At 62.6% G+C, this 21,565-nt stretch carries 21 protein-coding genes; 7 read left to right on the top strand and 14 right to left on the bottom strand.

Translation table 11 applies throughout. From position 1 onward, the window contains the following. Positions 1–23 precede the first annotated feature (23 nt). The 3 genes from WM94_RS05940 to hslO all read right to left on the bottom strand — a co-directional run bounded on the left by WM94_RS05940 (position 24) and on the right by hslO (position 3,317). Positions 24–464 carry a thioesterase family protein gene (locus WM94_RS05940; protein ID WP_061550686.1) on the bottom strand — a complete coding sequence of 147 codons (441 nt, stop codon included), beginning with the start codon at positions 462–464 and terminating at the stop codon, positions 24–26. Between the two features lie 232 nt (positions 465–696). Continuing rightward, positions 697–2,238, bottom strand: coding sequence for a phosphoenolpyruvate carboxykinase (locus tag WM94_RS05935; RefSeq protein ID WP_061550685.1), 1,542 nt, complete (start codon positions 2,236–2,238; stop codon positions 697–699). Positions 2,239–2,417: 179 nt separating this feature from the next. Further along, positions 2,418–3,317, bottom strand: a complete 900-nt coding sequence (hslO, locus tag WM94_RS05930) for an Hsp33 family molecular chaperone HslO (RefSeq protein ID WP_015268604.1) — start codon at positions 3,315–3,317, stop codon at positions 2,418–2,420. 122 nt (positions 3,318–3,439) lie between these two features. Between hslO and WM94_RS05925 the strand changes: the two genes are divergently transcribed. After that, the gene (locus WM94_RS05925; protein WP_061550684.1) at positions 3,440–4,234 is read left to right on the top strand and encodes a phosphatase PAP2 family protein; all 795 of its coding nucleotides are present in this window, start codon (positions 3,440–3,442) and stop codon (positions 4,232–4,234) included. Positions 4,235–4,427: 193 nt separating this feature from the next. Here the strand turns inward: WM94_RS05925 and WM94_RS05920 are convergent, their stop codons facing one another. Next, a complete protein-coding gene (locus WM94_RS05920) occupies positions 4,428–4,829 on the bottom strand; it encodes an RNA-binding S4 domain-containing protein (RefSeq protein ID WP_013970457.1) in 402 nt (133 codons plus the stop codon). Between the two features lie 109 nt (positions 4,830–4,938). Here WM94_RS05920 and WM94_RS05915 point away from each other — a divergent pair, with 109 nt between their 5' ends. Both WM94_RS05915 and rimK read left to right on the top strand, forming a co-directional pair. Beyond that, positions 4,939–5,421 (top strand): ATP-dependent zinc protease, encoded by a 483-nt coding sequence (locus WM94_RS05915; RefSeq protein ID WP_003257436.1) that lies wholly within the window; start codon positions 4,939–4,941, stop codon positions 5,419–5,421. Beyond that, positions 5,418–6,323, top strand: a complete 906-nt coding sequence (rimK, locus tag WM94_RS05910) for a 30S ribosomal protein S6--L-glutamate ligase (RefSeq protein ID WP_013970455.1) — start codon at positions 5,418–5,420, stop codon at positions 6,321–6,323. Before WM94_RS05915 ends, rimK begins: the two co-directional genes overlap by 4 nt. A gap of 115 nt (positions 6,324–6,438) precedes the next feature. On the opposite strand, the gene WM94_RS05905 is transcribed toward rimK, so the two are convergent. Continuing rightward, positions 6,439–7,752: an ATP-binding protein gene (locus WM94_RS05905; RefSeq protein WP_013970454.1), complete on the bottom strand. Its 1,314-nt coding sequence runs from the start codon at positions 7,750–7,752 to the stop codon at positions 6,439–6,441. A 13-nt stretch (positions 7,753–7,765) separates the two neighbouring features. Beyond that, positions 7,766–8,506, bottom strand: coding sequence for a two-component system response regulator OmpR (gene ompR, locus WM94_RS05900; protein ID WP_012270052.1), 741 nt, complete (start codon positions 8,504–8,506; stop codon positions 7,766–7,768). A gap of 217 nt (positions 8,507–8,723) precedes the next feature. Here ompR and WM94_RS05895 point away from each other — a divergent pair, with 217 nt between their 5' ends. The 4 genes from WM94_RS05895 to WM94_RS05880 all read left to right on the top strand — a co-directional run bounded on the left by WM94_RS05895 (position 8,724) and on the right by WM94_RS05880 (position 13,794). Next, positions 8,724–11,048 (top strand): Tex family protein, encoded by a 2,325-nt coding sequence (locus tag WM94_RS05895; RefSeq protein ID WP_061550683.1) that lies wholly within the window; start codon positions 8,724–8,726, stop codon positions 11,046–11,048. Beyond that, on the top strand, positions 11,048–11,431 hold the full coding sequence (locus WM94_RS05890; RefSeq protein ID WP_003257433.1) for a PaaI family thioesterase: 384 nt from the start codon (positions 11,048–11,050) through the stop codon (positions 11,429–11,431). Before WM94_RS05895 ends, WM94_RS05890 begins: the two co-directional genes overlap by 1 nt. Positions 11,432–11,584: 153 nt before the next feature. Further along, positions 11,585–13,162 carry a glutamate--cysteine ligase gene (gene gshA, locus WM94_RS05885; protein ID WP_161795749.1) on the top strand — a complete coding sequence of 526 codons (1,578 nt, stop codon included), beginning with the start codon at positions 11,585–11,587 and terminating at the stop codon, positions 13,160–13,162. After that, complete coding sequence (locus tag WM94_RS05880; protein ID WP_061550682.1) at positions 13,162–13,794, top strand: TetR/AcrR family transcriptional regulator; 633 nt, start codon at positions 13,162–13,164, stop codon at positions 13,792–13,794. The genes gshA and WM94_RS05880 overlap by 1 nt, the downstream gene beginning before the upstream one ends. Positions 13,795–13,933: 139 nt before the next feature. Here the strand turns inward: WM94_RS05880 and WM94_RS05875 are convergent, their stop codons facing one another. The 8 genes from WM94_RS05875 to WM94_RS05840 form a co-directional block, all read right to left on the bottom strand. Continuing rightward, positions 13,934–14,149 (bottom strand): molybdopterin-binding protein, encoded by a 216-nt coding sequence (locus tag WM94_RS05875; RefSeq protein ID WP_003255829.1) that lies wholly within the window; start codon positions 14,147–14,149, stop codon positions 13,934–13,936. Positions 14,150–14,189: 40 nt separating this feature from the next. Next, on the bottom strand, positions 14,190–15,002 hold the full coding sequence (ssuB, locus tag WM94_RS05870) for an aliphatic sulfonates ABC transporter ATP-binding protein (protein WP_013970450.1): 813 nt from the start codon (positions 15,000–15,002) through the stop codon (positions 14,190–14,192). Beyond that, positions 14,999–15,796 (bottom strand): aliphatic sulfonate ABC transporter permease SsuC, encoded by a 798-nt coding sequence (gene ssuC / locus WM94_RS05865; protein ID WP_061550681.1) that lies wholly within the window; start codon positions 15,794–15,796, stop codon positions 14,999–15,001. The genes ssuB and ssuC overlap by 4 nt, the downstream gene beginning before the upstream one ends. A 10-nt stretch (positions 15,797–15,806) precedes the next feature. Further along, entirely contained in the window at positions 15,807–16,955 is a 1,149-nt protein-coding gene (ssuD, locus tag WM94_RS05860) for an FMNH2-dependent alkanesulfonate monooxygenase (protein WP_061550680.1), read from the bottom strand. Positions 16,956–17,013: 58 nt separating this feature from the next. Continuing rightward, a complete protein-coding gene (locus WM94_RS05855) occupies positions 17,014–17,979 on the bottom strand; it encodes a sulfonate ABC transporter substrate-binding protein (RefSeq protein WP_039614252.1) in 966 nt (321 codons plus the stop codon). A gap of 84 nt (positions 17,980–18,063) precedes the next feature. Further along, the gene (gene ssuE, locus WM94_RS05850; protein ID WP_054573384.1) at positions 18,064–18,657 is read right to left on the bottom strand and encodes an NADPH-dependent FMN reductase; all 594 of its coding nucleotides are present in this window, start codon (positions 18,655–18,657) and stop codon (positions 18,064–18,066) included. A 289-nt stretch (positions 18,658–18,946) separates the two neighbouring features. Further along, complete coding sequence (locus WM94_RS05845) at positions 18,947–19,585, bottom strand: peroxiredoxin (protein WP_013970445.1); 639 nt, start codon at positions 19,583–19,585, stop codon at positions 18,947–18,949. Positions 19,586–19,750: 165 nt separating this feature from the next. Beyond that, positions 19,751–21,085 carry an OprD family porin gene (locus WM94_RS05840; RefSeq protein ID WP_061550679.1) on the bottom strand — a complete coding sequence of 445 codons (1,335 nt, stop codon included), beginning with the start codon at positions 21,083–21,085 and terminating at the stop codon, positions 19,751–19,753. Between the last annotated feature and the right edge of the window lie 480 nt (positions 21,086–21,565).

The raw sequence follows: 21,565 nt of genomic DNA, 5'->3' as shown, positions 1-21,565 counted from the left end.
CCGCCCCTGCCAGCGGGGCTTTTTTATGCCTGCTGTTCCAGCACTACACCAGACAGGATCACCTGCAGCGTCTCTGGCAATGCCACTGGCCGGCCACTGGCGCGTTCGATGAACACCTGCACCACCGTGCCTGCCGCACACGCCTCCGGCTCCCCTGGGCGGAACAGGGCCAGGCGGTACTCCACCGTGCTGCCCGCCAGGCGCATCACCCCCAGCCCCACTTCCAGCACATCCGGGAAGCCGGGCAGTGCGTAGAAATCCGCCGCCGAACTGACCACGAAGGCCGCCAGCTCGCCGTCACGCAGGTCCAGTTCGGCCTGTTCGACGAGGAACGCCTGGATGGCGGTTTCGAAAAAGCCGTGCACGGTGGCACCGGCGACGTGGCCATTCAGGTCATTGTCCTGGGGGCGAGTGAGGATGGGGTGGAAGTGGGAGAAGGCAGTGCGCTGAGGGGATTCGGTCATCTGGCTGGCTCTTGTCTTCGCAATGAATGCTGACAGTGAAACAGAAAAACCGGTTTCCCGCTGCTTGTGCCGGCCTCTTCGCGGCTAAAGCCGCTCCCACAGGTACACCACCAACGTTGAATGCAGTGCAGTACCTGTAGGAGCGGCTTTAGCCGCGAAGAGGCCGGTACAGGCAGTAGAAAACGAAAAGGCCGCCCGTTGGGGCGGCCTTTTCGTTACCGGCAAGCTCAGCTTACAGCTGCGGGCCAGCGGCCTTGATGGCGTCGGAAACTTCGAACTTCTTGAAGTTTTCGATGAACAGCTTGGCCAGGCCTTTGGCGGCCTCGTCGTAGGCAGCCTTGTCAGCCCAGTTGGTGCGCGGGTTGAGCAGCTCGGTATCAACGCCCGGAACGGCCTTAGGCACGTCCAGGTTGATGATGTCCAGGTGCTCGGTTTCGGCACCGATCAGCGCGCCGCTCTGGATCGCAGCGATCACGGCACGGGTGGTCGGGATGCTGAAGCGCTTGCCAACGCCGTAGCCACCGCCGGTCCAGCCGGTGTTGACCAGGTAGACCTTCGAGTCGAAGCCCTTGATACGCTTGATCAGCAGCTCGGCGTACTCGCCAGCCGGGCGCGGGAAGAACGGGGCGCCGAAGCAGGTGGAGAAAGTCGACTTGATACCGCTGCCCGAACCCATTTCGGTGGAACCGACCAGCGCGGTGTAGCCGGACAGGAAGTGGTAGGCCGCCTGCTCGTTGTTCAGGATAGAAACCGGAGGCAGAACACCAGTCAGGTCGCAGGTCAGGAAGATGACTGCGTTCGGCTCGCCACCCAGGTTCGCTGCGGAACGCTTGGCAACGTGCTCCAGCGGGTAGGCCGCACGGCTGTTCTGGGTCAGGCTGACATCGGTGTAGTCGGCGTGCTTGTTGGCGTCGAGGACGACGTTTTCCAGCACGGCGCCATGCTTGATGGCTTTCCAGATGACCGGCTCGTTCTTCTCGGACAAGTCGATGCACTTGGCGTAGCAGCCGCCTTCGATGTTGAAGACCACGCCCTCGCCCCAGCCGTGCTCGTCGTCACCGATCAGGTAACGGCTTTCGTCGGCCGACAGGGTGGTCTTGCCGGTGCCGGACAGGCCGAAGAACAGGGTCACATCGCCTGCTTCGCCGATGTTGGCGGCGCAGTGCATTGGCAGCACGTCGGCAGCCGGCAGCAGGAAGTTCTGCACCGAGAACATGGCTTTCTTCATTTCACCGGCGTAGCGCATGCCAGCGATCAGCACCTTCTTCTGGGCGAAGTTGATGATCACGCAACCATCGGAGTTGGTGCCGTCACGCTCAGGCTCGCACACGAAGTTGGCGACGTTGAGGACTTGCCACTCGCCACGGCCAGCCGGGTTGTACTGTTCCGGGTTGATGAACAGGCAACGACCGAACAGGTTCTGCCAGGCAGTCTGGGTGGTCATCTTCACCGGCAGGTAGTGCTCGGCGGCCGCCCCTACGTGAACGTAGGAAACGAAGTGATCCTGGGCGTTGTTGAACGCCTCGACGCGGTCCCACAGGGCATCGAACTTGTCGGCCGGGAACTTGCGGTTGATCGGGCCCCAGGAAATGGCGTCCTGGGTGGAAGGCTCTTCGACGATGAAACGGTCAGCCGGCGAACGGCCAGTACGGTGACCGGTCTCCACGACCAGTGCGCCAGTATCGGCTAGTACGCCTTCACCGCGTTGCAGCGCTTCTTTTACCAGCTCATCGACGCTCAGGTCGGTGTACACGGTGTTGTTGGCTTGCGTCATGAGATACCCCATCCGGCCCGAGGCCGAGTGCTCCAAACGTTTTGTAGTTGTCTTGAAAAAACTACTACAGCGAAAAAAGTGGCCGGATTATGCCAGAAACGCCCAAAAAAAGTAGGCCCCTCCTGTCAGAACTGCGCTTTTGCGCAATTCGACAGGAGATTGTCCTGTGGTTAAACGTTTCAGTGACGAGTTTCTGAGGCTACGTCAGTGCCGCCACCGGCAAACAGTTGCGCCACATCGCTGGCGTCGAAGAAATAGCGCTCGTTGCAGAACTGGCAATCGATCTCCACCTGCCCGCCGCATTCTTCAACCAGCGCCTTGGCATCGTGCTCGCCCAAACTGACCAGCGCATTGCCGGAACGTTCGCGAGAGCAGCTGCAGTTGAAGCGCAGCGGCTGGATATCGAACAGGCGCACGGCATCTTCGTGGTACAGGCGGTGCAGCAGAGTTTCGTTGTCCAGCGCCCACTCATCAGCCTTGAGCGTGGTGGCCAATGCCACAACGTGCTGCCAGCTTTCTTCACGCTCTTCATCGTCCGGCTGGCGATCGCGCGGCAGTTGCTGCAGCAGCAGGCCACGGGCCTTGCCGCCTTCGGCGTTGAGCCAGAAGCGCGTGTTGAGCTGTTGCGACTGGACGAAGTAGTTGGTGAAGCACTCCGACAGGGTGGCGCCGTCGAGGTCGACGGTGCCTTGGTAGCGCTGGCCCTTGACCGGATCGATGGTCAGGGTCAGGTGGCCGTCGGGCATCAGCTGCGACAGGGTCGCATCCGCCGGGATCTGGTCCGCTTCGTAACGGGCCATGCCACGGATGTCCCGGTCACCGGAACATTCGACCATCAACAGCGGGATCGGCCCTGCGGAACGCGCCTGCAGAATCAGCAGGCCGTCGAACTTCAGCGCCCCCACCAGCAAGGCGGTGGCGGCCATCAGCTCGCCCAGCAGTGCCTGCACCGGCTGCGGGTACTCATGACGCGCCAGCACCGCGGCGTAGCTGTCATCGAGAGACACCCACTCGCCGCGCACATCGCGCTCGTCGAAGATGAAACGTTGGGTGAAATCGGTATCAGGCAAGTCGCTCATAGGTTTTGGCTATCTGAAAAATGATGACAAAATGGTTACAAGGGTTGTCGGAAAACATGCGAGAACCCCGTGACAGAGCGCTCACAAGGCGCTCCGATTCCTGTTTGCAATAGAGGTATTTTATGGACAATCGACCACTGTTCCAAGCAAGGTGGTCCTGGGGGCCATTGGCAGCCTGTACGCTGCTTCCTATCGCTCTACTGTGTTTCTGGTTATGGCCCATTGGCCAGATCTTGTGCCTGACTTTCGACGAGTGGCTGTTCCACAGCCTGAATGCGCCGCTGGCCGACAACACCACCTGGCGCTACATCTGGACCGTCGGTAGCCTGCGGCCATTCGACATCGTCGTCGGCCTGATCCTTCTGGCAGTGCTTATCCGTGGCGACTGGGTGTTCAAGGCAACCCAGGTCCGCCAGGCCTTTTTCGGCTTCCTGGTCACGCTAATCCTCTTAGTGGTGATTCGCGCGCTGTTTTCCAAGTGGGTGGATGCAGCCGGCTGGCAGCACAAGAGCCCTTCGATGATGTTCGACGAGGTGGTGCACCTCAGCGACTACTATCCGAACCTGGAGGCGGCCTGGGAGCTCAAGGACCGTTCCAGCAAGAGTTTCCCGGGGGATCATGCCTCGGTGCTGCTGGTCTGGGCGCTGTTCATGAGCGTGTTCAGCCGCCGCCTGGTGCAGTACCTGGTGGTCTGGGGGTTGGCGGTTTTGTTCATGTTGCCGCGCCTGGTGGCCGGTGCCCACTGGGGGCAGGATGACTACATCGGCGGGCTGCTGATGGCGGTGCTGGCGTTGGGCTGGAGTTGTTTCACGCCGCTGGCGGCCAAAGGGAGTGCGGTGCTGCTGCGCTGGACGGCGCCGGTGTTCGCGATCATGGCCAAGGTACCGCTGGTCGGGCGCTTGGCGGTGACCCGCTAGATCCTTGGGGCTACTGCGTAGCCCATCGCGGCACAAGGCCGCTCCTACAGGGGGCGCAGGCCTTAGGCCTTGTGCTGGCTGCCGTTGCCTCATCGCCGGCAAGCCAGCTCCCACAGGGATTGCACAAGTTTCAGGGCTTGCGCAGTACCTGTGGGAGCTGGCTTGCCGGCGATGAGCCGCAAAGCGGCCCCGGCTATTCGAAGCTCCCATGCAACTGGTGAATCTGCCGCCGCTGCTTCTTGGTCGGCCGCCCATCGGTGGTCACGCCCATCGCCCCGGCCTTGCGCAGTTCCGCCGCCTGTTCACGCCGGCGCACGCTGTCCTCGGTCTCTTCGTACAACGTCTGCGCCTCTGGCGCCCCACGCCGCACCACCGACAGAGCCTTCACCACCACGGTGCGCTCGTCGAACCCGGTGCGCAGCACGAACTCGTCACCCACCCGCGGCTCCTTGCCCGGCTTGCAGCGCTCACCCCGGCAATGCACCTTGCCGCTCTCGATCGCCGCCTTGGCCAGCGCGCGAGTCTTGTAGAAGCGTGCCGCCCACAGCCATTTGTCCAGGCGGACCTTGTCGTCGTCTTCGGCTTTTTGTGCCATCCCGTTACCTCGAACGCTGTGTTTCATCGAACTGTACTACCGTAACGATCGGATGCAAAAAATCCCCGCCGTGCTTACAGTTCACCACCTCATCCGCAGGGTGCGTTTCGTGAAGACATTTGACCATTTGACTGTGATCGGCCTGCGCGAGTGGGTCGCCCTGCCCGACCTCGGCGTGGCCGGGCTGCGCGCCAAGATCGACACTGGTGCCAGCACCTCCAGCCTGCACGCCACCGAGGTGGAACCGTTCGAGCGCGACGGCCAGCCCTGGGTCCGCTTTACCGCACATCTTGGCTCGGTGGTGCAGTTGCGCCACCGCCGCTGCGAGGCACCGCTGGTGACCATGAAAACCATCAAGAGCTCCAACGGCCAGGCCCAGACCCGCTATGTCATCCGCACGTCACTGGCCCTGGGCGATGGTGTGTGGGAAGTGGAGTTCACCCTGGCCTGCCGCAAGAACATGCGTTATCGCCTGTTGCTGGGTTCCAAGGCCCTGATCCATGGCCAGCTGGTGGTCAACCCTGGCCTCAAATACGTACAAGACAAACCGGCCTTCCCGGCCACCCTTTCTACTGCCACAGGTGCTGCATGAAGATCGCTGTGCTGTCGCGCAATCCGCGTCTGTATTCCACCCGCCGCCTGGTCGAAGCCGGTACCCAGCGGGGCCACGAAATGGTGGTGATCGATACCCTGCGGGCCTACATGAACATTGCCAGCCACAAGCCGCAGATCCACTACCGCGGCAAGCCGCTGGAAGGCTTCGACGCGGTGATCCCGCGCATCGGTGCATCGGTGACCTTCTATGGCTGCGCAGTGCTGCGCCAGTTCGAGATGATGGGTGTGTATCCGCTCAACGAGTCGGTAGCGATAGCCCGCTCTCGCGACAAGCTGCGTTCACTGCAATTGCTGTCGCGGCGCGGCATCGGCCTGCCGATTACCGGTTTCGCCCACTCGCCGGACGACATCCCCGACCTGATCCAGATGGTCAACGGCGCCCCGCTGGTGATCAAGGTACTGGAAGGTACACAGGGCATCGGCGTGGTGCTGTGCGAAACCACCAAGGCCGCCGAATCGGTGATCGAGGCGTTCATGGGGTTGAAGCAGAACATCATGGTGCAGGAATACATCAAGGAAGCGGGTGGCGCGGATATCCGCTGCTTCGTGGTCGGCGACAAGGTCATCGCGTCGATGAAGCGCCAGGCCAAGCCGGGCGAATTCCGCTCCAACCTGCACCGCGGTGGGGTGGCCAGCCTGATCAAGATCACCCCGGAAGAACGCATGACCGCCATTCGCGCGGCCAAGGTGATGGGCTTGAGTGTGGCGGGTGTGGATATCCTGCGCTCCAACCACGGGCCGCTGGTGATGGAGGTGAACTCATCGCCGGGGCTGGAAGGCATCGAAGTGACCACCGGCAAGAACGTGGCCGCCATGATCATCGAGCATCTGGAGAAGAATGGCGGCCCTAATCAGACTCGGACCAAGGGTAAGGGCTGAGATTTTGGGGCTGCTGCGCAGCCCATTCGCAGCACAAGGCTGCTCCTACAAGGGATCTCGCCCCCCTGTAGGAGCGGCCTTGTGTCGCGAAAGGGCCGCAAAGCGGCCCCGGCAATCACACGGCATTACGCGGTAGCAACAGCCCCAAAGGCAACCGTACCCGCGCCTCGATCCCGCCACCAGAGCGATTGCGCAACTCCACATTCCCGCCATGCTGCGCCGCGATCCGCTTGACGATCGCCAGCCCCAGCCCGGTGCCCTTGCCCCCCCGGGCCCGGTCACCACGAATGAACGGGTTGAAGATGGTCTCCAGCTCCGACTCGTCGATCCCCGTCCCGCGGTCCAGCACGCTCAGCACCACATACGGCGCACTCTCGTCGCCCGACACATAGGCGGCCACCTCGACCCCCTTGCCGGCGTGGTGCAGGGCATTGCCGATCAGGTTGCCCAGCATGCGCTTGAGCGAAACCCGGCGCAGCGGGAACGGTGGGATTGGCTCCAGGCACAACCGCACCCGCTCTTCCGGCTGGTTGTACGGCGCCACCACTTCGCGCACCAGGTCGGCCAGGTCGACCTCCTCAACCGGCTCGTCACGCCCATCGCGGATAAAGGCCAGGAACTGGTCGAGGATCGCGTCCATGTCCTCGATATCGCGGACCATGTCATCACTCAGTTCGCTGTCGCTGTCCAGCAACGACAACGACAGGCGCAGGCGCGTCAGCGGTGTACGCAGGTCGTGGGAAACCCCGGCCAGCATCAGCTCGCGCTCGCGCCCGGCCTGCTCGACATCCTCGGCCATCTGGTTGAAGGCCTTGTACACCTCGGTCATCTCGCTGGGCGTATCGCTGATCGGCAGGCGCACGCTGCGCCCCTGGCCCAGCTGCCGGGCGGCGAACACCAGGCGCTTGAGCGGCTGGTTCAGCTGGCGCACGAAGATCCAGGCCGAAGCTGTGGACAACAGGCCGATGGCCAGGAACCAACCCAGCACGTTCCAGATCTTCTGCCCTCGCAGCGGGTGCGGGTACAGCGGTACCTTCAACCAGCCCGGCCCCAGGCTTGGCGCATTGACCCACAACGCCGGCGGCGCATGAATGCGCAGCCGTACCTCGGTGTCTTCACCCAACTCGGCCTGCATCTGCCGTTGGTAGATTTCGCTGTAGGGCCAGTGCTGCTCACCCTCGGGCACGCCCGAGCCGGTGACCCGGATAAGGCCTGCCGCTTCGGCGATCTTGTCGCGGTTTTCTTCGTCGGCCGCCCAATAGGCGCGCAGGGTCAGCGCAACACCGTGGCTGTACTGACGGTCGACCAGCACGTCCTCGTTCATCAGCAGGTAGACCAGGGTCAAGGCCTTGGAGAACAGGACGACGATCAACACCAGCCACAGGGTGCGGGCGAAGAAACTTTGCGGAAACCAGAGCGGTGTTTTCATCGACGGTGCGGCATCATTTACCGGCGTTTCCGTCCGGCACGAACACGTAGCCCACGCCCCACACGGTCTGGATATAACGCGGCTTGGACGGGTCCGGCTCGATCATGCGGCGCAGACGCGAGATCTGCACGTCGATGGAGCGTTCCAGCGCATCCCATTCACGGCCACGCGCCAGGTTCATCAGCTTGTCGCGGGTCAGCGGCTCGCGCGCGTGCATCACCAGCGCCTTGAGCACGGCGAACTCGCCGGTAGTGAGCATGTGCACTTCATCGCCACGCTTGAGTTCGCGGGTGGCCAGCGACAGCTCGTAATCGCCGAAGGTGACCGACTCGTCTTCGCTACCCGGCGCACCCGGCACGCTCGGTGCCTGGCGGCGCAGCACGGCCTTGACCCGGGCCATCAGCTCGTCCGGGTTGAACGGCTTGCCCAGGTAGTCGTCTGCACCCAGCTCCAGGCCCTTGATACGGCTGAGCTCGTCACCCTTGGCGGTGAGCATGATGATCGGGATCTGGTTGTTCTGCTGGCGCAGGCGCTTGCACGCCGACAGGCCATCCTCGCCGGGCAGCATCAGGTCGAGCACCACCAGGTTGAACACCTCACGCTGCAGCAGGCGGTCCATCTGCTCGGTGTTGGGCACCGCACGGGCACGGTAGCCCTTGCTGGTGAAGAAACGTTCCAGCAGGCTGCTCAGCCCCGGGTCGTCGTCGACGATGAGAATCTTGTCACCTTCAGCGGTGTTTGGCGTGCCGGTCATGAATAACTCCTCTGATATCGCCGCGCATTATGGCGTAGCCATTGCTGCACGTTGCGTGAGCATTGTTAGCAGATTTTTCCCCCGGCGCCAGTTCCGGCTGGCCGGGCGCCATCACCGCAAGCCGTTTGCGATGGGTATAATGCGCGGCTTTCATCCAGCGCCGCCGGGCGACAGGCCCACAGGCGACCCCCGTATTCACAAATGTCAGGTGGTTTACATGGACAGCATCAACAGCCGTATCGCCGAGGAACTGGGCGTACGCCCCCAGCAGGTCGAGGCGGCCGTGGGCCTGTTGGACGAAGGCTCGACCGTGCCCTTCATCGCCCGCTACCGCAAGGAAGTGACCGGTAGCCTGGACGACACCCAGCTGCGCCATCTGGAAGAGCGCCTGCGCTACCTGCGCGAACTCGACGAGCGCCGTGCCAGCATCCTGGCCAGCATCGAGGAGCAGGGCAAGCTGACCCCGGCACTGGCCCGCGAGATCAAGCTGGCCGATACCAAGACCCGCCTCGAAGACCTGTATCTGCCGTACAAGCAGAAGCGCCGCACCAAGGGCCAGATCGCCCTGGAAGCCGGCCTCGGCGAGCTGGCCGACGGCCTGTTCAACAACCCAGACCTTGCCCCGGAAAGCGAAGCCGCACGCTTCGTCAACGCCGACAAGGGCGTGGCCGACGTCAAGGCCGCGCTGGAAGGCGCCAAGTACATCCTCATGGAGCGCTTCGCCGAGGACGCCGCCCTGCTCGACAAACTGCGCAGCTTCCTCAAGCAGGAGTCGGTGCTCAGCGCCCGCGTCGTGCCTGGCAAGGAAGAGGAAGGCGCCAAGTTCCGTGACTACTTCGCCCATGACGAACTGCTGCGCAACGCCCCGTCGCACCGCGCCCTGGCAATTTTCCGCGGGCGTAACGAAGGCGTGCTGAGCGCCTCGCTGAAGGTGGGCGAAGAACTGCCCGGCACCTTGCACCCGTGCGAATTGATGATCGGCAACCACGTCGGCATCGAGAACCGCAACCGCCCGGCCGACAAGTGGCTGGGTGAAGTGGTGCGCTGGACCTGGAAGGTCAAGCTCTACACCCACCTGGAAACCGACCTGTTCGGCGAGCTGCGCGACAACGCCGAAGGCGAGGCGATCAATGTGTTCGCCCACAACCTGCACGACCTGCTGCTGGCCGCCCCCGCCGGCCCGCGCGCCACCCTGGGCTTCGACCCGGGCCTGCGTACCGGCTGCAAGATCGCCGTGGTCGATGCCACAGGCAAGTTGCTGGACCACACCACGGTCTACCCGCACGCGCCGAAGAACGACTGGGACCGCACCATTTCGATCATGGCTGCGCTGTGCGCCAAGCACTCGGTGGAGCTGATCGCCATCGGCAACGGCACCGCCAGCCGCGAAAGCGACAAGCTGGTGGCGGAGCTGGTCAAGAAGTACCCAGCGCTGAAGATCACCAAGATCATGGTTTCCGAGGCCGGCGCTTCGGTGTATTCCGCATCGGAACTGGCCGCCCGCGAATTCCCGGACCTGGACGTGTCGATCCGTGGCGCCGTGTCGATTGCCCGCCGCCTGCAGGACCCGCTGGCCGAGCTGGTGAAGATCGACCCGAAATCCATCGGTGTCGGCCAGTACCAGCATGACGTGTCTCAGCTGAAACTGGCGCGCGGCCTGGACGCCGTGGTCGAGGACTGCGTGAACGCCGTGGGCGTGGACGTTAACACCGCCTCCGTGGCCCTGCTGACGCGCATCTCCGGCCTTAACGCTACCCTGGCGCAGAACATCGTCGCCCACCGCGATGCCAACGGCCCGTTCGCCACTCGCGCGGCACTGAAAAAGGTCAGCCGCCTGGGTGAGAAAACCTTTGAACAAGCCGCCGGCTTCCTGCGTGTGATGAACGGCGACAACCCGCTGGATGCCTCCGCGGTGCACCCCGAGGCCTACCCGCTGGTGCAACGGATTGCCGCCGATACCGGCCGTGACATCCGCTCGCTGATCGGTGACAGCAGCTTCCTCAAGCGCCTGGACCCGAAGAAATTTACCGATGAAACCTTCGGCCTGCCGACCGTCACCGACATCCTGCAGGAACTGGACAAGCCTGGCCGCGACCCACGCCCCGAATTCAAGACCGCCACCTTCCAGGACGGCGTCGAAGACCTCAAGGACCTGGAACCGGGCATGATCCTCGAAGGCGTGGTGACCAACGTCACCAACTTCGGCGCCTTCGTCGACATCGGCGTGCACCAGGACGGCCTGGTGCACATTTCGGCGCTGTCGGAGAAGTTCATCAAGGACCCGCGTGAAGCGGTCAAGGCCGGCGACGTGGTCAAGGTCAAGGTCATGGAAGTGGACATCCCGCGCAAGCGTGTCGGCCTGTCCATGCGCATGAGCGACACCCCTGGCGAGAAGGTCGATGGCAACCGCGGCGGTAACCGTGGCAATGGCGGCAACCGCCAGCAGCAGGCGCCGCGCCAGCGCGAAACCGCCACCGCAGCACCGGCCAACAACGCCATGGCAGCCCTGTTCGCCAACGCCAAGCAGCTGAAGAAGAAGTGATGGACGTTCCACGCGAATACGTCGAAAGCGCCTTCAGCCAGCTCCTCGGCTGCCGCCTGCAACGCCTGGAGACAGGTGTTGCCGAGGTAGCCCTGGCGCTCGAGCCACACTTGCGCAACCGTGGCCAGAAGCTGCACGGCGGGGCGATCTTCAGCCTGGTGGACATCGCCATGGGCCTGGCCTGCTCGGCCAGCCATGGCTTCGACCAGCAAAGCGTCACCATCGAGTGCAAGATCAACTACATGCGCGCCGTCAGTGACGGCGAGGTGCTGTGCACCGCCCGCGTGCTGCACGCCGGGCGGCGCACCCTGGTGGTCGACGCCGACGTAGTTCAGGGCGACAAGCTGGTGGCGAAAGCGCAAGGAACCTTCGCGGTTCTCTAGCTCACCAAGCATTATCTGCGGTATTTTCAGCAGTGCGCTGGCACTGCTGGATCCGCGTTAACCAGGCGACAACGCCAGTTCCTTTCTTCCTACCCTTGTAGACCGTTATCTCTACCCCCATATTGGGGCGACTGACGCGTGAAGGAATACATCTTGAGCGACCTCCTCAACCGCCGCCTGAGCCTGCTCGGCGCCAATCTTCCCCTGCTCAAGCAGTGCCTGCACGGTATTGAGCGCGAATGTCTGCGCGTGACCGACGAAGGTCGCCTGGCCCAGACCCCGCATCCGCAAGCCCTGGGATCGGCGCTGACCAACGAGCAGATCACCACCGATTATTCCGAGTCGCTGCTGGAGTTCATCACTCCGGCCCTTCCCGACCCGGCCAAGGTGCTGGAAAGCCTCGAAGAGACCCACCGTTTCGTCTACAGCAAGCTGGGCGACGAATACCTGTGGAGCCCGTCGATGCCCTGCACGCTGCCGGCCGAGGAGGACATCCCGATCGCCGAGTACGGCAGCTCGAACATCGGCAAGCTCAAGCACGTCTACCGCAAGGGCTTGGCCCTGCGCTACGGCCGCACCATGCAGTGCATCGCCGGTATCCATTACAACTTCTCGCTGCCCGAAGCGCTGTGGCCGTTGCTGCGCTCCGCAGAAGGCGGCAGAGAAAGCGACCGCGACTACCAGTCGTCGGCCTATATCGCGCTGATCCGTAATTTCCGCCGCTACAGCTGGCTGCTGATGTACTTGTTCGGCGCCTCGCCGGCCCTGGACAAAGGCTTCCTGCGTGGCCGCCCGCACCAGCTCGAAGAGCTGGATGCCGAAACCTTGTATCTGCCCTACGCCACCAGCCTGCGCATGAGCGACCTGGGCTACCAGAGCAACGCCCAGGCCGGCCTCACGCCGTGCTACAACAACCTGGCCAGCTACACCGACAGCCTGCGCAAGGCGGTGGGCACGCCCTACCCGCCTTACGTCGAAGTCGGCACGCACGTGGATGGCGAGTGGGTACAGCTGAACACCAACATCCTGCAGATCGAAAACGAGTACTACTCGAACATTCGCCCCAAGCGCGTCACCTACACCGGCGAGCGGCCGATCCAGGCCCTGACCTCGCGCGGCGTGCAGTACGTGGAAGTGCGTTGCCTGGACATCAACCCGTTCCTGCCGGTGGGCATCGACCTGACCGAGGCGCGTTTCCTCGACGCGTTCCTGCTGTTCTGCGCGCTGGAAGACAGCCCGCAACTGGACAACGGCGAGTGTGGCCAGTGCACCAACAACTTCCTGACCGTGGTCAAGGAAGGCCGTCGCCCGGGCCTGGAACTGCGCCGCAATGGCCAGCCGATCGGCCTGAAGGCCTGGGCCAGCGAGCTGATCGAGCGTATCCGGCCACTGGCCGATCTGCTCGACCAGGCGCAAGGCGGTGCAGAGCACGGCAATGCCCTGGATGCCCAGCAGGCCAAGGTCGACGACGCCTCGCTGACCCCGTCGGCCCAAGTGCTGGCGCGCATGACCGAGCATAACGAAAGCTTCGTCAAGTTCGCCCTGCGCCAGAGCCGTATCCACGCCGAAACCTTCCGCGAGCAGCCACTGCCGGTCGAACGCCAGCAGGCCTTCGAAACCCTCGCCCGCGACTCGCTGGCCGAGCAGTCGCGCCTGGAACAGCAGGAAGTCGGCGACTTCGACCTGTTCGTCGGCGCCTACCAGGCCAGCATCCTGGCGATCAGCAACTGATGACCCGCACTGCCACCCCGCGCAAGCCGCGCGCCAGCAGCCAGGCCAGGATCGAGGCGATTCTGGCTGCTGCACGCGAGTTGCTGGCCGAGCTGGGGGTGGCGAGCCTGTCGATCTACAGCGTGGCCGAGCGCGCACAGATACCACCGTCGTCGGTGTACCACTTCTTCGCCAGCGTGCCGGCGCTGCTGGAGGCGTTGACGGCAGATGTACACCGGGCCTTTCGGGAAGCGCTGAGCGCGCCAATCGACAGCAGTGCGTTCAACACCTGGCACGAACTGTCACGGCTGATCGAGCAGCGGATGCTGAATATCTACAACGAGGACGCGGCGGCGCGGCAACTGATCCTGGCCCAGCATGGCCTGAGCGAAGTGGTGCAGGCCGACCGGCAGCACGACATGGAACTGGGCGACTTGATGCACAAGTTGTTCGACCAACACTTTCATCTGCCGGTGATGCCGGTGGATGTGGACGTGTTTGCCCTGGCCATGGAATTGAGTGACCGGGTGTATGCGCGGTCGGTGCAGCTGCATGAGGCGATCACCCCGCGCATGGCCGAGGAAGGCAAGCGAGTGTTCGAGGCGTATCTGGGGTTGTATCTGCCGCCATTTCTGGCGAAGCGTTCCAGCTGAGATCATTGGGGCCGCTGTGCGGCCCTTCGCGGGCACGCCCGCTCCCACAGGGTCCGCGCAAAACCTGAAACCTGCGCAGTACCTGTGGGAGCGGGCGTGCCCGCGAAGGGCTGCACAGCAGCCCCATGGTCCACACCCATCACAGCTTCGCGATGGACACTTCAGTCGATTTCACGAAGGCAATCACTTCACTGCCCACCTGCAGCTCCAGCTCACGCACGGAGCGGGTGGTGATGACCGAAGTGACGATGCCCGAGGCGGTCTGCACGTCGATTTCCGACAGTACCGGGCCTTCCAGAATTTCCTTCACGGTGCCTTTGAACTGGTTGCGAACGTTGATGGCTTTGATGGTCATGATTTGATTCCTTCTCTATGGCTTCAGTCTGGTAAGTGAGTCAGTGCGCCCAGCGCAGTTGCGTGGGCAAAGGGGCTACAGGATCCGGCTCGGGCGCAGCGCCCGGGGCCGACAGAACACGGTTGAGCACTTCGCTTTCCAGCGCGGCCAGGCGGTGCGAACCACGCGCCCGAGGCCGTGCCAGGTCGACAGTGAGGTCGAGCCCGACTTCGCCGTCCTCGATCAGGATCACCCGGTCAGCCACGGCGACTGCCTCGCTGACATCGTGGGTAACCAGCAACACGGTGAAGCCGTGCTGACGCCACAGGCGTTCGATCAGTTGCTGCATCTCGATACGGGTCAATGCATCCAGCGCACCGAGCGGCTCGTCCAGCAGCAGCAGGCGCGGCTGGTGAATCAGCGCCCGGGCCAGGGCCACACGCTGCTTCTGGCCACCCGACAGAGCCGCCGGCCATTCATTGGCGCGATCGGCCAGGCCAACCGACTCCAACGCTTCCAGCGCGCGCGGGCGCCAGTCGCCAGACAGGCCCAGGCCAACGTTGTCGATCACCTTCTTCCATGGCAGCAGGCGCGCATCCTGGAACATCAGGCGGGTTTCTTCGCGGGCCTGTTCCAGCGGCGCGGCACCGGCCAGCAACTGGCCTGCAGTGGGCTGGTCGAGACCGGCCAGCAGGCGCAGCAAGGTGCTCTTGCCGCAGCCACTACGGCCGACGATCGCGACGAACTGGCCGGCAGGAATATGCAGCTCGATCCCCTTCAGCACTTCGCGCTGGCCAAAGGTCTTGCGCAGGCCGCTGGAAGCCAGCGGGATGCCACGCAGCAGGCGTGGCGGCTGTTCCTTGAGTACGGTCATGCGCCCTCCTTCTTCGCCGCTTGATAGGCCGGGTGCCAGCGCAGCCACACTCGCTCCAGGCCCCGGGCTGCGATGTCGGCAAGCTTGCCGAGCACGGCATACAGGACGATGGCCAGCACCACCACGTCGGTCTGCAGGAACTCGCGGGCGTTCATCGCCAGGTAACCAATGCCAGCATTGGCCGAAATGGTTTCGGCAACGATCAAGGTCAGCCACATGAAGCCCAGGGCAAAGCGCACGCCTACCAGGATCGAAGGCAATGCTCCGGGCAGGATCACCTGGCGGAACAGGTTGAAGCCGGACAAGCCATAGCTACGCGCCATTTCCACCAGTGCTGGGTCGACGTTGCGGATGCCGTGATAGGTGTTCAGGTAGATCGGGAACAGCGTGCCCAGCGCCACCAGAAAGATCTTTGCCGACTCGTCGATACCGAACCACAGGATCACCAGCGGGATCAGCGCCAGGTGCGGCACGTTGCGGATCATCTGCACCGAGCTGTCGAGCAGGCGTTCGCCCCAGTTCGACAGGCCGGTGATGAAGCCCAGCACCAGGCCGATGCTGCCACCGATGACGAAGCCCAGCCCGGCACGCCAGCCACTGATGGCCAGGTGGGTCCAGATCTCGCCGCTGCGCACCAGCTCGACGCCGGCGCTGACCACGGCGCTGGGCGCGGGCAGGATGCGCGTCGACAGCCAGCCGGCGCTGACCGCCAGTTGCCAGGCTGCCAGCAGCAGTACCGGCAGCGCCCATGGCGCCAGGCGCTGGCCAAGGTTGTTGGAAGTTGCACGACTCATGGCCTGGCCCTCAGCTCTGCGCAACGGACTTGGGCAGGATGTCGTTGGCCACCATTTCGCCAAACGGGCTCACATAGCCGCCGGCCTTGGCTTGCTCCGGGCGTTGCACATCCAGGTGCGGGAACAGCAGCTCGGCCACCCGGTACGACTCTTCCAGGTGCGGGTAGCCGGAGAAGATGAAGGTATCGATGCCCAGCTCGGCGTATTCCTTGACGCGTGCCGCGACGGTCGGGCCATCCCCCACCAGCGCGGTACCGGCACCGCCACGCACCAGGCCGACACCGGCCCACAGGTTGGGGCTGACCTCCAGCTTGTCACGGTTGCCGTTGTGCAGGGCGGCCATGCGTTGCTGGCCGACCGAGTCGAAGCGCGCCAGCGAGGCCTGGGCGCGAGCGATGGTGTCGTCGTCCAGGTGCGAGATGAGCTTGTCGGCAGCGGCCCAGGCTTCTTCGTTGGTTTCCCGCACGATCACGTGCAGGCGGATGCCGAAGCGCACTTCGCGGCCCTGAGCGGCGGCTTTCGCACGCACCTGGGCGATTTTTTCAGCAACCGCACTCGGCGGCTCGCCCCAGGTCAGATACAGCTCGACCTGCTCGGCGGCCAGGTCCTGTGCGGCTTCGGAGGAACCACCGAAATACAGTGGCGGGCGTGGTTGCTGGATCGGCGGGTAGAGCAGCTTGGCGCCCTTCACCTGGATGTGCTTGCCGTCGTAGTCGACCACCTCGCCTTCCAGCACCTTGCGCCAGATACGGGTGAACTCTACAGAGGCTTCATAACGTTCCTGATGGTTCAGGTGCAGGCCGTCACCGGCCAACTCGTCCGGGTCACCACCGGTCACCAGGTTGAACAGCGCGCGGCCGTTGGACAGGCGATCAAGGGTTGCTGCCTGGCGTGCCGCCACGGTCGGCGAAATGATCCCGGGGCGCAGGGCGACCAGGAACTTCAGCCGCTGGGTCACCGGGATCAGCGATGCCGCGACCAGCCAGGAGTCCTCGCAGGAGCGCCCGGTAGGTATCAGCACGCCACCAAAGCCGAGCCGGTCGGCCGCCTGGGCGATCTGCTGCAGGTAGCCATGGTCGACCGCGCGGGCGCCATCGGAGGTGCCCAGGTACTTGCCATCACCGTGGGTAGGAAGAAACCAGAAGATATTAAGGCTCATTGGAGTTGTCTCCTCAAGGGGGCTCAGCCAGGGCGGCGCCCCGACGCGGGCGAATCAATCAAGGCGCACTGGCGACCTTGGCCGGGGGTGTCCAGATCACGTCCTTGATGCTCAGCGGCTTGGGAATCAGTTTCAGTGCCTGGAACGTGTCGGCGATCTTCTGTTGCGCGGCCACCACTTCCGGGGTGAGCGGCGCGGCACCGTAGCCTTGGCGCTTGACCGAAGTCAGGGTGATATCGGCGGGCAGGCCGAGCAGCGGCGCGACCTGGTCGGTCACTTCCTGCGGGTTGGCCTGGGACCATTCACCTACGGCACGCACTTCTTCAATCAGGGTGTTGATCACCGCCGGGTGCTGGGTCGCGTAGTTGCGGGTGGCCAGGTAGAACTGATGGTTGTCGACCAGGCCCTTGCCGTCACGCAGGGCATGAGCCTGCAGCTGTTTCTCGGCGGCAGCCTGGTACGGGTCCCAGATCACCCAGGCGTCCACGCTGCCGCGCTCGAAGGCCGCGCGGGCGTCGGCCGGGGGCAGGTACACCGGCTGGATGTCGCTGTATTTCAGGCCGGCGTCTTCCAGGGCGCGAACCAGCAGGTAGTGAACGTTGGAGCCTTTGTTGAGAGCGACTTTCTTGCCCTTGAGGTCTTTGACCGACTGGATCGGAGAGCCCTTCGGCACCAGGATCGCCTCGCTGTGCGGCGCTGGCGGCTCGTAAGCGACGTACAGCAGGTCGGCACCGGCGGCCTGGGCGAACACCGGCGGGGTTTCACCGGTGACGCCAAAATCGATGGAGCCGACGTTCAACCCCTCAAGCAGCTGCGGGCCGCCGGGGAACTCGGTCCATTGCACCTGCACGCCCTGCTCGGCCAGGCGCTTTTCCAGCGTGCCCTTGGCCTTGAGCAGCACCAGGGTGCCGTATTTCTGGTAACCGATACGCAGGCTCTCGGCCTGGGCTTGGGTGATGGCGCCGAAGGACACAGCCGCCGCAAACAGGGCGACCAGACCGCGACGCAAGAAGACTGTGCGCATGGCGCTCTCCTGTGCGAGTGGGTTCGGGTTGCACCTGCTTGCCTCGTTGTCGGGCGAGTAAGGTGGTGAAGCGGGTTGGGCCGGTCAGATGCTCCAGCGAGCGCTGATCAGGCGTTCGTTCAATATGCCGGGCGCCACGGGGCGCGGCCGGCGGGCTAGTGCAACGTGGAAGGTTTCCAGCGCGTCCTGCAGGCGTTCTTCCAGCGCCGCTACCAGCTGCGCGGGCCTGGAGCCTTCTGCGTAGGCGACCTGGCTGTCGTCGGCGAAGATCCCTTGCAGGGTCTCTTGCGCCTTGAGTGCCGACAGCACGGGTTTCAGTGCGTAATCCACCGCCAGCATGTGGGCGATGCTGCCGCCGGTGGCGATAGGCAACACGATCTTGTGTGCCAGGGCGCGTTCGGGCAGCAGGTCGAGCAAGGTTTTCAGGGCTCCGGCGAACGAGGCCTTGTACACCGGCGTGGCGACGATCAGGCCATCGGCCTGGGCGACCAGCTGCTGGAAGTGCTGCACCTGCGGGCTGTCGAAACGAGCGTGCAGCAGGTCTTCGGCGGGAAAGTCGCGCACCTGGAACGTCACTACCTCGACGCCACGGTCCTGCAGCCACTGGCGAGAACGCTCCAGCAGCACGCCGGAGCGTGAACGGGTACTTGGGCTACCACCGATTGAGACGACCAGCATTGCAGCGCTTCCTTGTGTTCTGTTGGAGGTGACATTAACAGCCTCCGCATATATCTAGAAATCATATTTTTTCATTTGTTTATTCCATTTTTATCAAAAAACTGTTTTGGCACTTTCGCGGGTAAACCCGCTCCCACAGGGACCGCACAAGGCCTGAGACTTGCGCTATCCCTGTGGGAGCGGGTTTACCCACGAAGAAGCCAACGCAGTTTCAGCAGGCATAAAAAAGGGCCGTCGAAACGGCCCGAATATCCCTGCTTTGGCTAAGAGCAATGCAACGAGGAATCCTTTAACGATTGGGCTGCGGAGTCAGCCGCAGATAGGGTTTGACCGCCCGGTAACCTTTGGGGAAACGCTGCTTGATCTCTTCCTCGTCCTTCAGCGAGGGCACGATTACCACGTCGTCACCGTCCTGCCAGTTACCTGGCGTGGCGACCTTGTGGTTATCGGTCAGCTGCAGCGAGTCGATCACCCGCAAGATTTCGTTGAAGTTGCGCCCGGTACTGGCCGGGTAGGTTATGGTCAGGCGCACCTTCTTGTTCGGGTCGATGACGAACAGCGAGCGCACGGTCAGGGTGTCGCTGGCATTCGGGTGGATCAGGTCGTACAGGTCGGACACCTTGCGGTCGGCGTCGGCAATGATCGGGAAGTTGACCACGGTGTTCTGGGTTTCGTTGATGTCATCGATCCAGCGGTGGTGCGAATCGACCGGGTCCACCGACAGGGCGATGGCCTTGACCCCGCGTTTGGCGAAATCGTCCTTCAGCTTGGCGGTCAGGCCCAGCTCGGTGGTGCACACCGGGGTGAAGTCGGCTGGGTGAGAGAACAACACCCCCCAGCTGTTGCCCAGCCACTCGTGGAAGCGGATCTTGCCTTCGCTGGAATCCTGTTCGAAATCGGGGGCGATATCGCCGAGTTTTAGGCTCATGGGCTGCGGCTCCTGTGCTGGGTTCTGTACCGTGTGGGTTCAATGTGCCTGCATTCGATTAAAAATAAAAAGAATAAATACTGATTTATTTATAACCAAAATATATACGAAATTGCAGACACAAAAAAGCCTCGCAATAGGCGAGGCTTCTTGTTCAGCTACGGCTTACAGGAAGTTGTAAGTGTAGTTCACGATGAAGCGAGTCTGGTCTTTGTCCGCGCTGCTCTCACCGCTACCACGGTAGACGCCCTGACGCAGGCTGAAGCCCAGGCCTTTGAGAGTGCCTTGCTGCAGGGTGTAGTCGACGCGTGCGTCACGTTCCCATTCGTTATAGCTGCCGTCACCCGACTTGTTGCGGATGTCGTCGCCACGCAAGTAGGCCACCGAAGCCTTCAGGCCTGGAACGCCCAGGGACGCGAAGTCATAGGAGTACTGACCGAAGGTGGTGTTCTCACCGGCACGAGCGAACTGGTTGATCATGCTGTCGGTGAACAGGTAGAAGCTCGAGCCGCCATTGCCTTCCAGCGACGAAGTGGAGCCGTCCTTGCGGACACTACCTTGGTTCAGCCAGACGAAACCACCATCGTCACCTACCTGCTGGTGACCGACCATCAGCGCATGGCCACCCAGGGTGTAGGTGAACATGGCGCTCCAGGTCTTGTTGTCGACCTCGCCTGTGTTCTTCGCGTAGCCACCGTTGTTGTCGAAGGCGTAACCGGTCTCGCCATTCTTGCCGTCGCTGCGGCTATCGAAGTAGCGCAGGTCGGTCTTGAACGACTGGTTGTCGGCGATCTTGAAGACGTGGGTAGCACCCAGGAAGTGCTGCTTGTAGAAGTCTTCCAGGTTCGAGTAGTAGTACTGCAGGGTCAGGTCGGGAGTGAGCTTGTAGTCACCACCGGCGAACTGGAACTTGTTGCTGTCGCGGAAGGCGCCAGAAACGGAAAGACCGGTACGGTTGCTCGAAGCACGACCCATGGCGTGGGTCAGTTGACCTGCGTTGACGGTCAGGTTGTCGATTTCCTTCGACTGGAGGGTGCCACCCTCGAAGGTCTGCGGCAGCAGACGGCCGTCGTTGGAGACCAGGATCGGCAGCATAGGCGCCAAGGCGCTACCGTAGTGGACCTCGGTCTTGGAGAAGCGAGCCTTGGCGTTACCACCAATGCGTGCCCAGTCGTGAACTGCCGAACCATCGGAGTCGCTTGGGAAGAAGGTGTTGTTGGCATCTGGACGGCTACCACGGCCACCATCCAGGTGAATGCCCCACAAAGCCTGGACGTCGACACCAAAACCTACGGTGCCTTCGGTGAAACCAGACAGGTAGTCGAGCTTGAAGCCCTGACCGCTTTCTTTCTGGTCGATACCGCTTTCGCGGTTGTCATCGTTGAAGTACATGGTGCGCGAGCTGAGCGACAGCTTGCTGTCTTCAACGAAACCGGCAGCGCCTGCTTGTTGGGCGAGAACCCCCAGTGCCACGGCCAGGGCCAGGCTGGACTTGTACATGTTTTGCTCCTCTACGTTCTAATTCTTGTGTATCTCTGGTGGCGGGATCTGCTGCCCCGCTCACCGTGGATTGGCGATTTAGTCCCAAAGCGTGACCGTAAAGTCAATCGTTTCTAAACGTTTCGCGACTTTGGTCTAAGACGCCAGCTGCGCTACAGGATAATGACAATCCTATAAATCCAAAATGACCGTTTTATGAATTGGTAAGATTTTTAAGGAATATGTTAGGAATTATTACTGCTATTCGTTAGAAGCAGCATGCTTTTCATAACCAATAGTTATTTGCAAACGTTTGCTCATAACCTAATTCCGTATCGTTCTATCGGGACGAAAAAGCCTAGCAGCACTCTCGGATTTCACCATTGAGCGAAATCACAGCGTTTCCCTGTTAACGCGTCTCAAACCATTGGCTCCTAAGCTAATGCAAAAAAGTTATTTATTTTACATTTCTTAGATCAATTAGCCTTCTCGTCATCCACC

The organism is Pseudomonas sp. ABFPK, from assembly GCF_001586765.1.
In the GTDB taxonomy this organism is placed as follows: domain Bacteria; phylum Pseudomonadota; class Gammaproteobacteria; order Pseudomonadales; family Pseudomonadaceae; genus Aquipseudomonas; species Aquipseudomonas asiatica.
Note: the sequence above shows the minus strand (reverse complement) of the source record. Positions and strands in the feature narration are given on the sequence as shown.

Coding starts and splice junctions, on each gene's coding strand:
- WM94_RS05940 (WP_061550686.1), bottom strand. CDS start 464: ATGACCGAATCCCCTCAGCGCACTGCCTTCTCCCACTTCCACCCCATC.
- WM94_RS05935 (WP_061550685.1), bottom strand. CDS start 2,238: ATGACGCAAGCCAACAACACCGTGTACACCGACCTGAGCGTCGATGAG.
- hslO (WP_015268604.1), bottom strand. CDS start 3,317: ATGAGCGACTTGCCTGATACCGATTTCACCCAACGTTTCATCTTCGAC.
- WM94_RS05925 (WP_061550684.1), top strand. CDS start 3,440: ATGGACAATCGACCACTGTTCCAAGCAAGGTGGTCCTGGGGGCCATTG.
- WM94_RS05920 (WP_013970457.1), bottom strand. CDS start 4,829: ATGGCACAAAAAGCCGAAGACGACGACAAGGTCCGCCTGGACAAATGG.
- rimK (WP_013970455.1), top strand. CDS start 5,418: ATGAAGATCGCTGTGCTGTCGCGCAATCCGCGTCTGTATTCCACCCGC.
- WM94_RS05905 (WP_013970454.1), bottom strand. CDS start 7,752: ATGAAAACACCGCTCTGGTTTCCGCAAAGTTTCTTCGCCCGCACCCTG.
- ompR (WP_012270052.1), bottom strand. CDS start 8,506: ATGACCGGCACGCCAAACACCGCTGAAGGTGACAAGATTCTCATCGTC.
- WM94_RS05895 (WP_061550683.1), top strand. CDS start 8,724: ATGGACAGCATCAACAGCCGTATCGCCGAGGAACTGGGCGTACGCCCC.
- WM94_RS05890 (WP_003257433.1), top strand. CDS start 11,048: ATGGACGTTCCACGCGAATACGTCGAAAGCGCCTTCAGCCAGCTCCTC.
- WM94_RS05880 (WP_061550682.1), top strand. CDS start 13,162: ATGACCCGCACTGCCACCCCGCGCAAGCCGCGCGCCAGCAGCCAGGCC.
- WM94_RS05875 (WP_003255829.1), bottom strand. CDS start 14,149: ATGACCATCAAAGCCATCAACGTTCGCAACCAGTTCAAAGGCACCGTG.
- ssuB (WP_013970450.1), bottom strand. CDS start 15,002: ATGACCGTACTCAAGGAACAGCCGCCACGCCTGCTGCGTGGCATCCCG.
- ssuC (WP_061550681.1), bottom strand. CDS start 15,796: ATGAGTCGTGCAACTTCCAACAACCTTGGCCAGCGCCTGGCGCCATGG.
- ssuD (WP_061550680.1), bottom strand. CDS start 16,955: ATGAGCCTTAATATCTTCTGGTTTCTTCCTACCCACGGTGATGGCAAG.
- WM94_RS05855 (WP_039614252.1), bottom strand. CDS start 17,979: ATGCGCACAGTCTTCTTGCGTCGCGGTCTGGTCGCCCTGTTTGCGGCG.
- ssuE (WP_054573384.1), bottom strand. CDS start 18,657: ATGCTGGTCGTCTCAATCGGTGGTAGCCCAAGTACCCGTTCACGCTCC.
- WM94_RS05845 (WP_013970445.1), bottom strand. CDS start 19,585: ATGAGCCTAAAACTCGGCGATATCGCCCCCGATTTCGAACAGGATTCC.
- WM94_RS05840 (WP_061550679.1), bottom strand. CDS start 21,085: ATGTACAAGTCCAGCCTGGCCCTGGCCGTGGCACTGGGGGTTCTCGCC.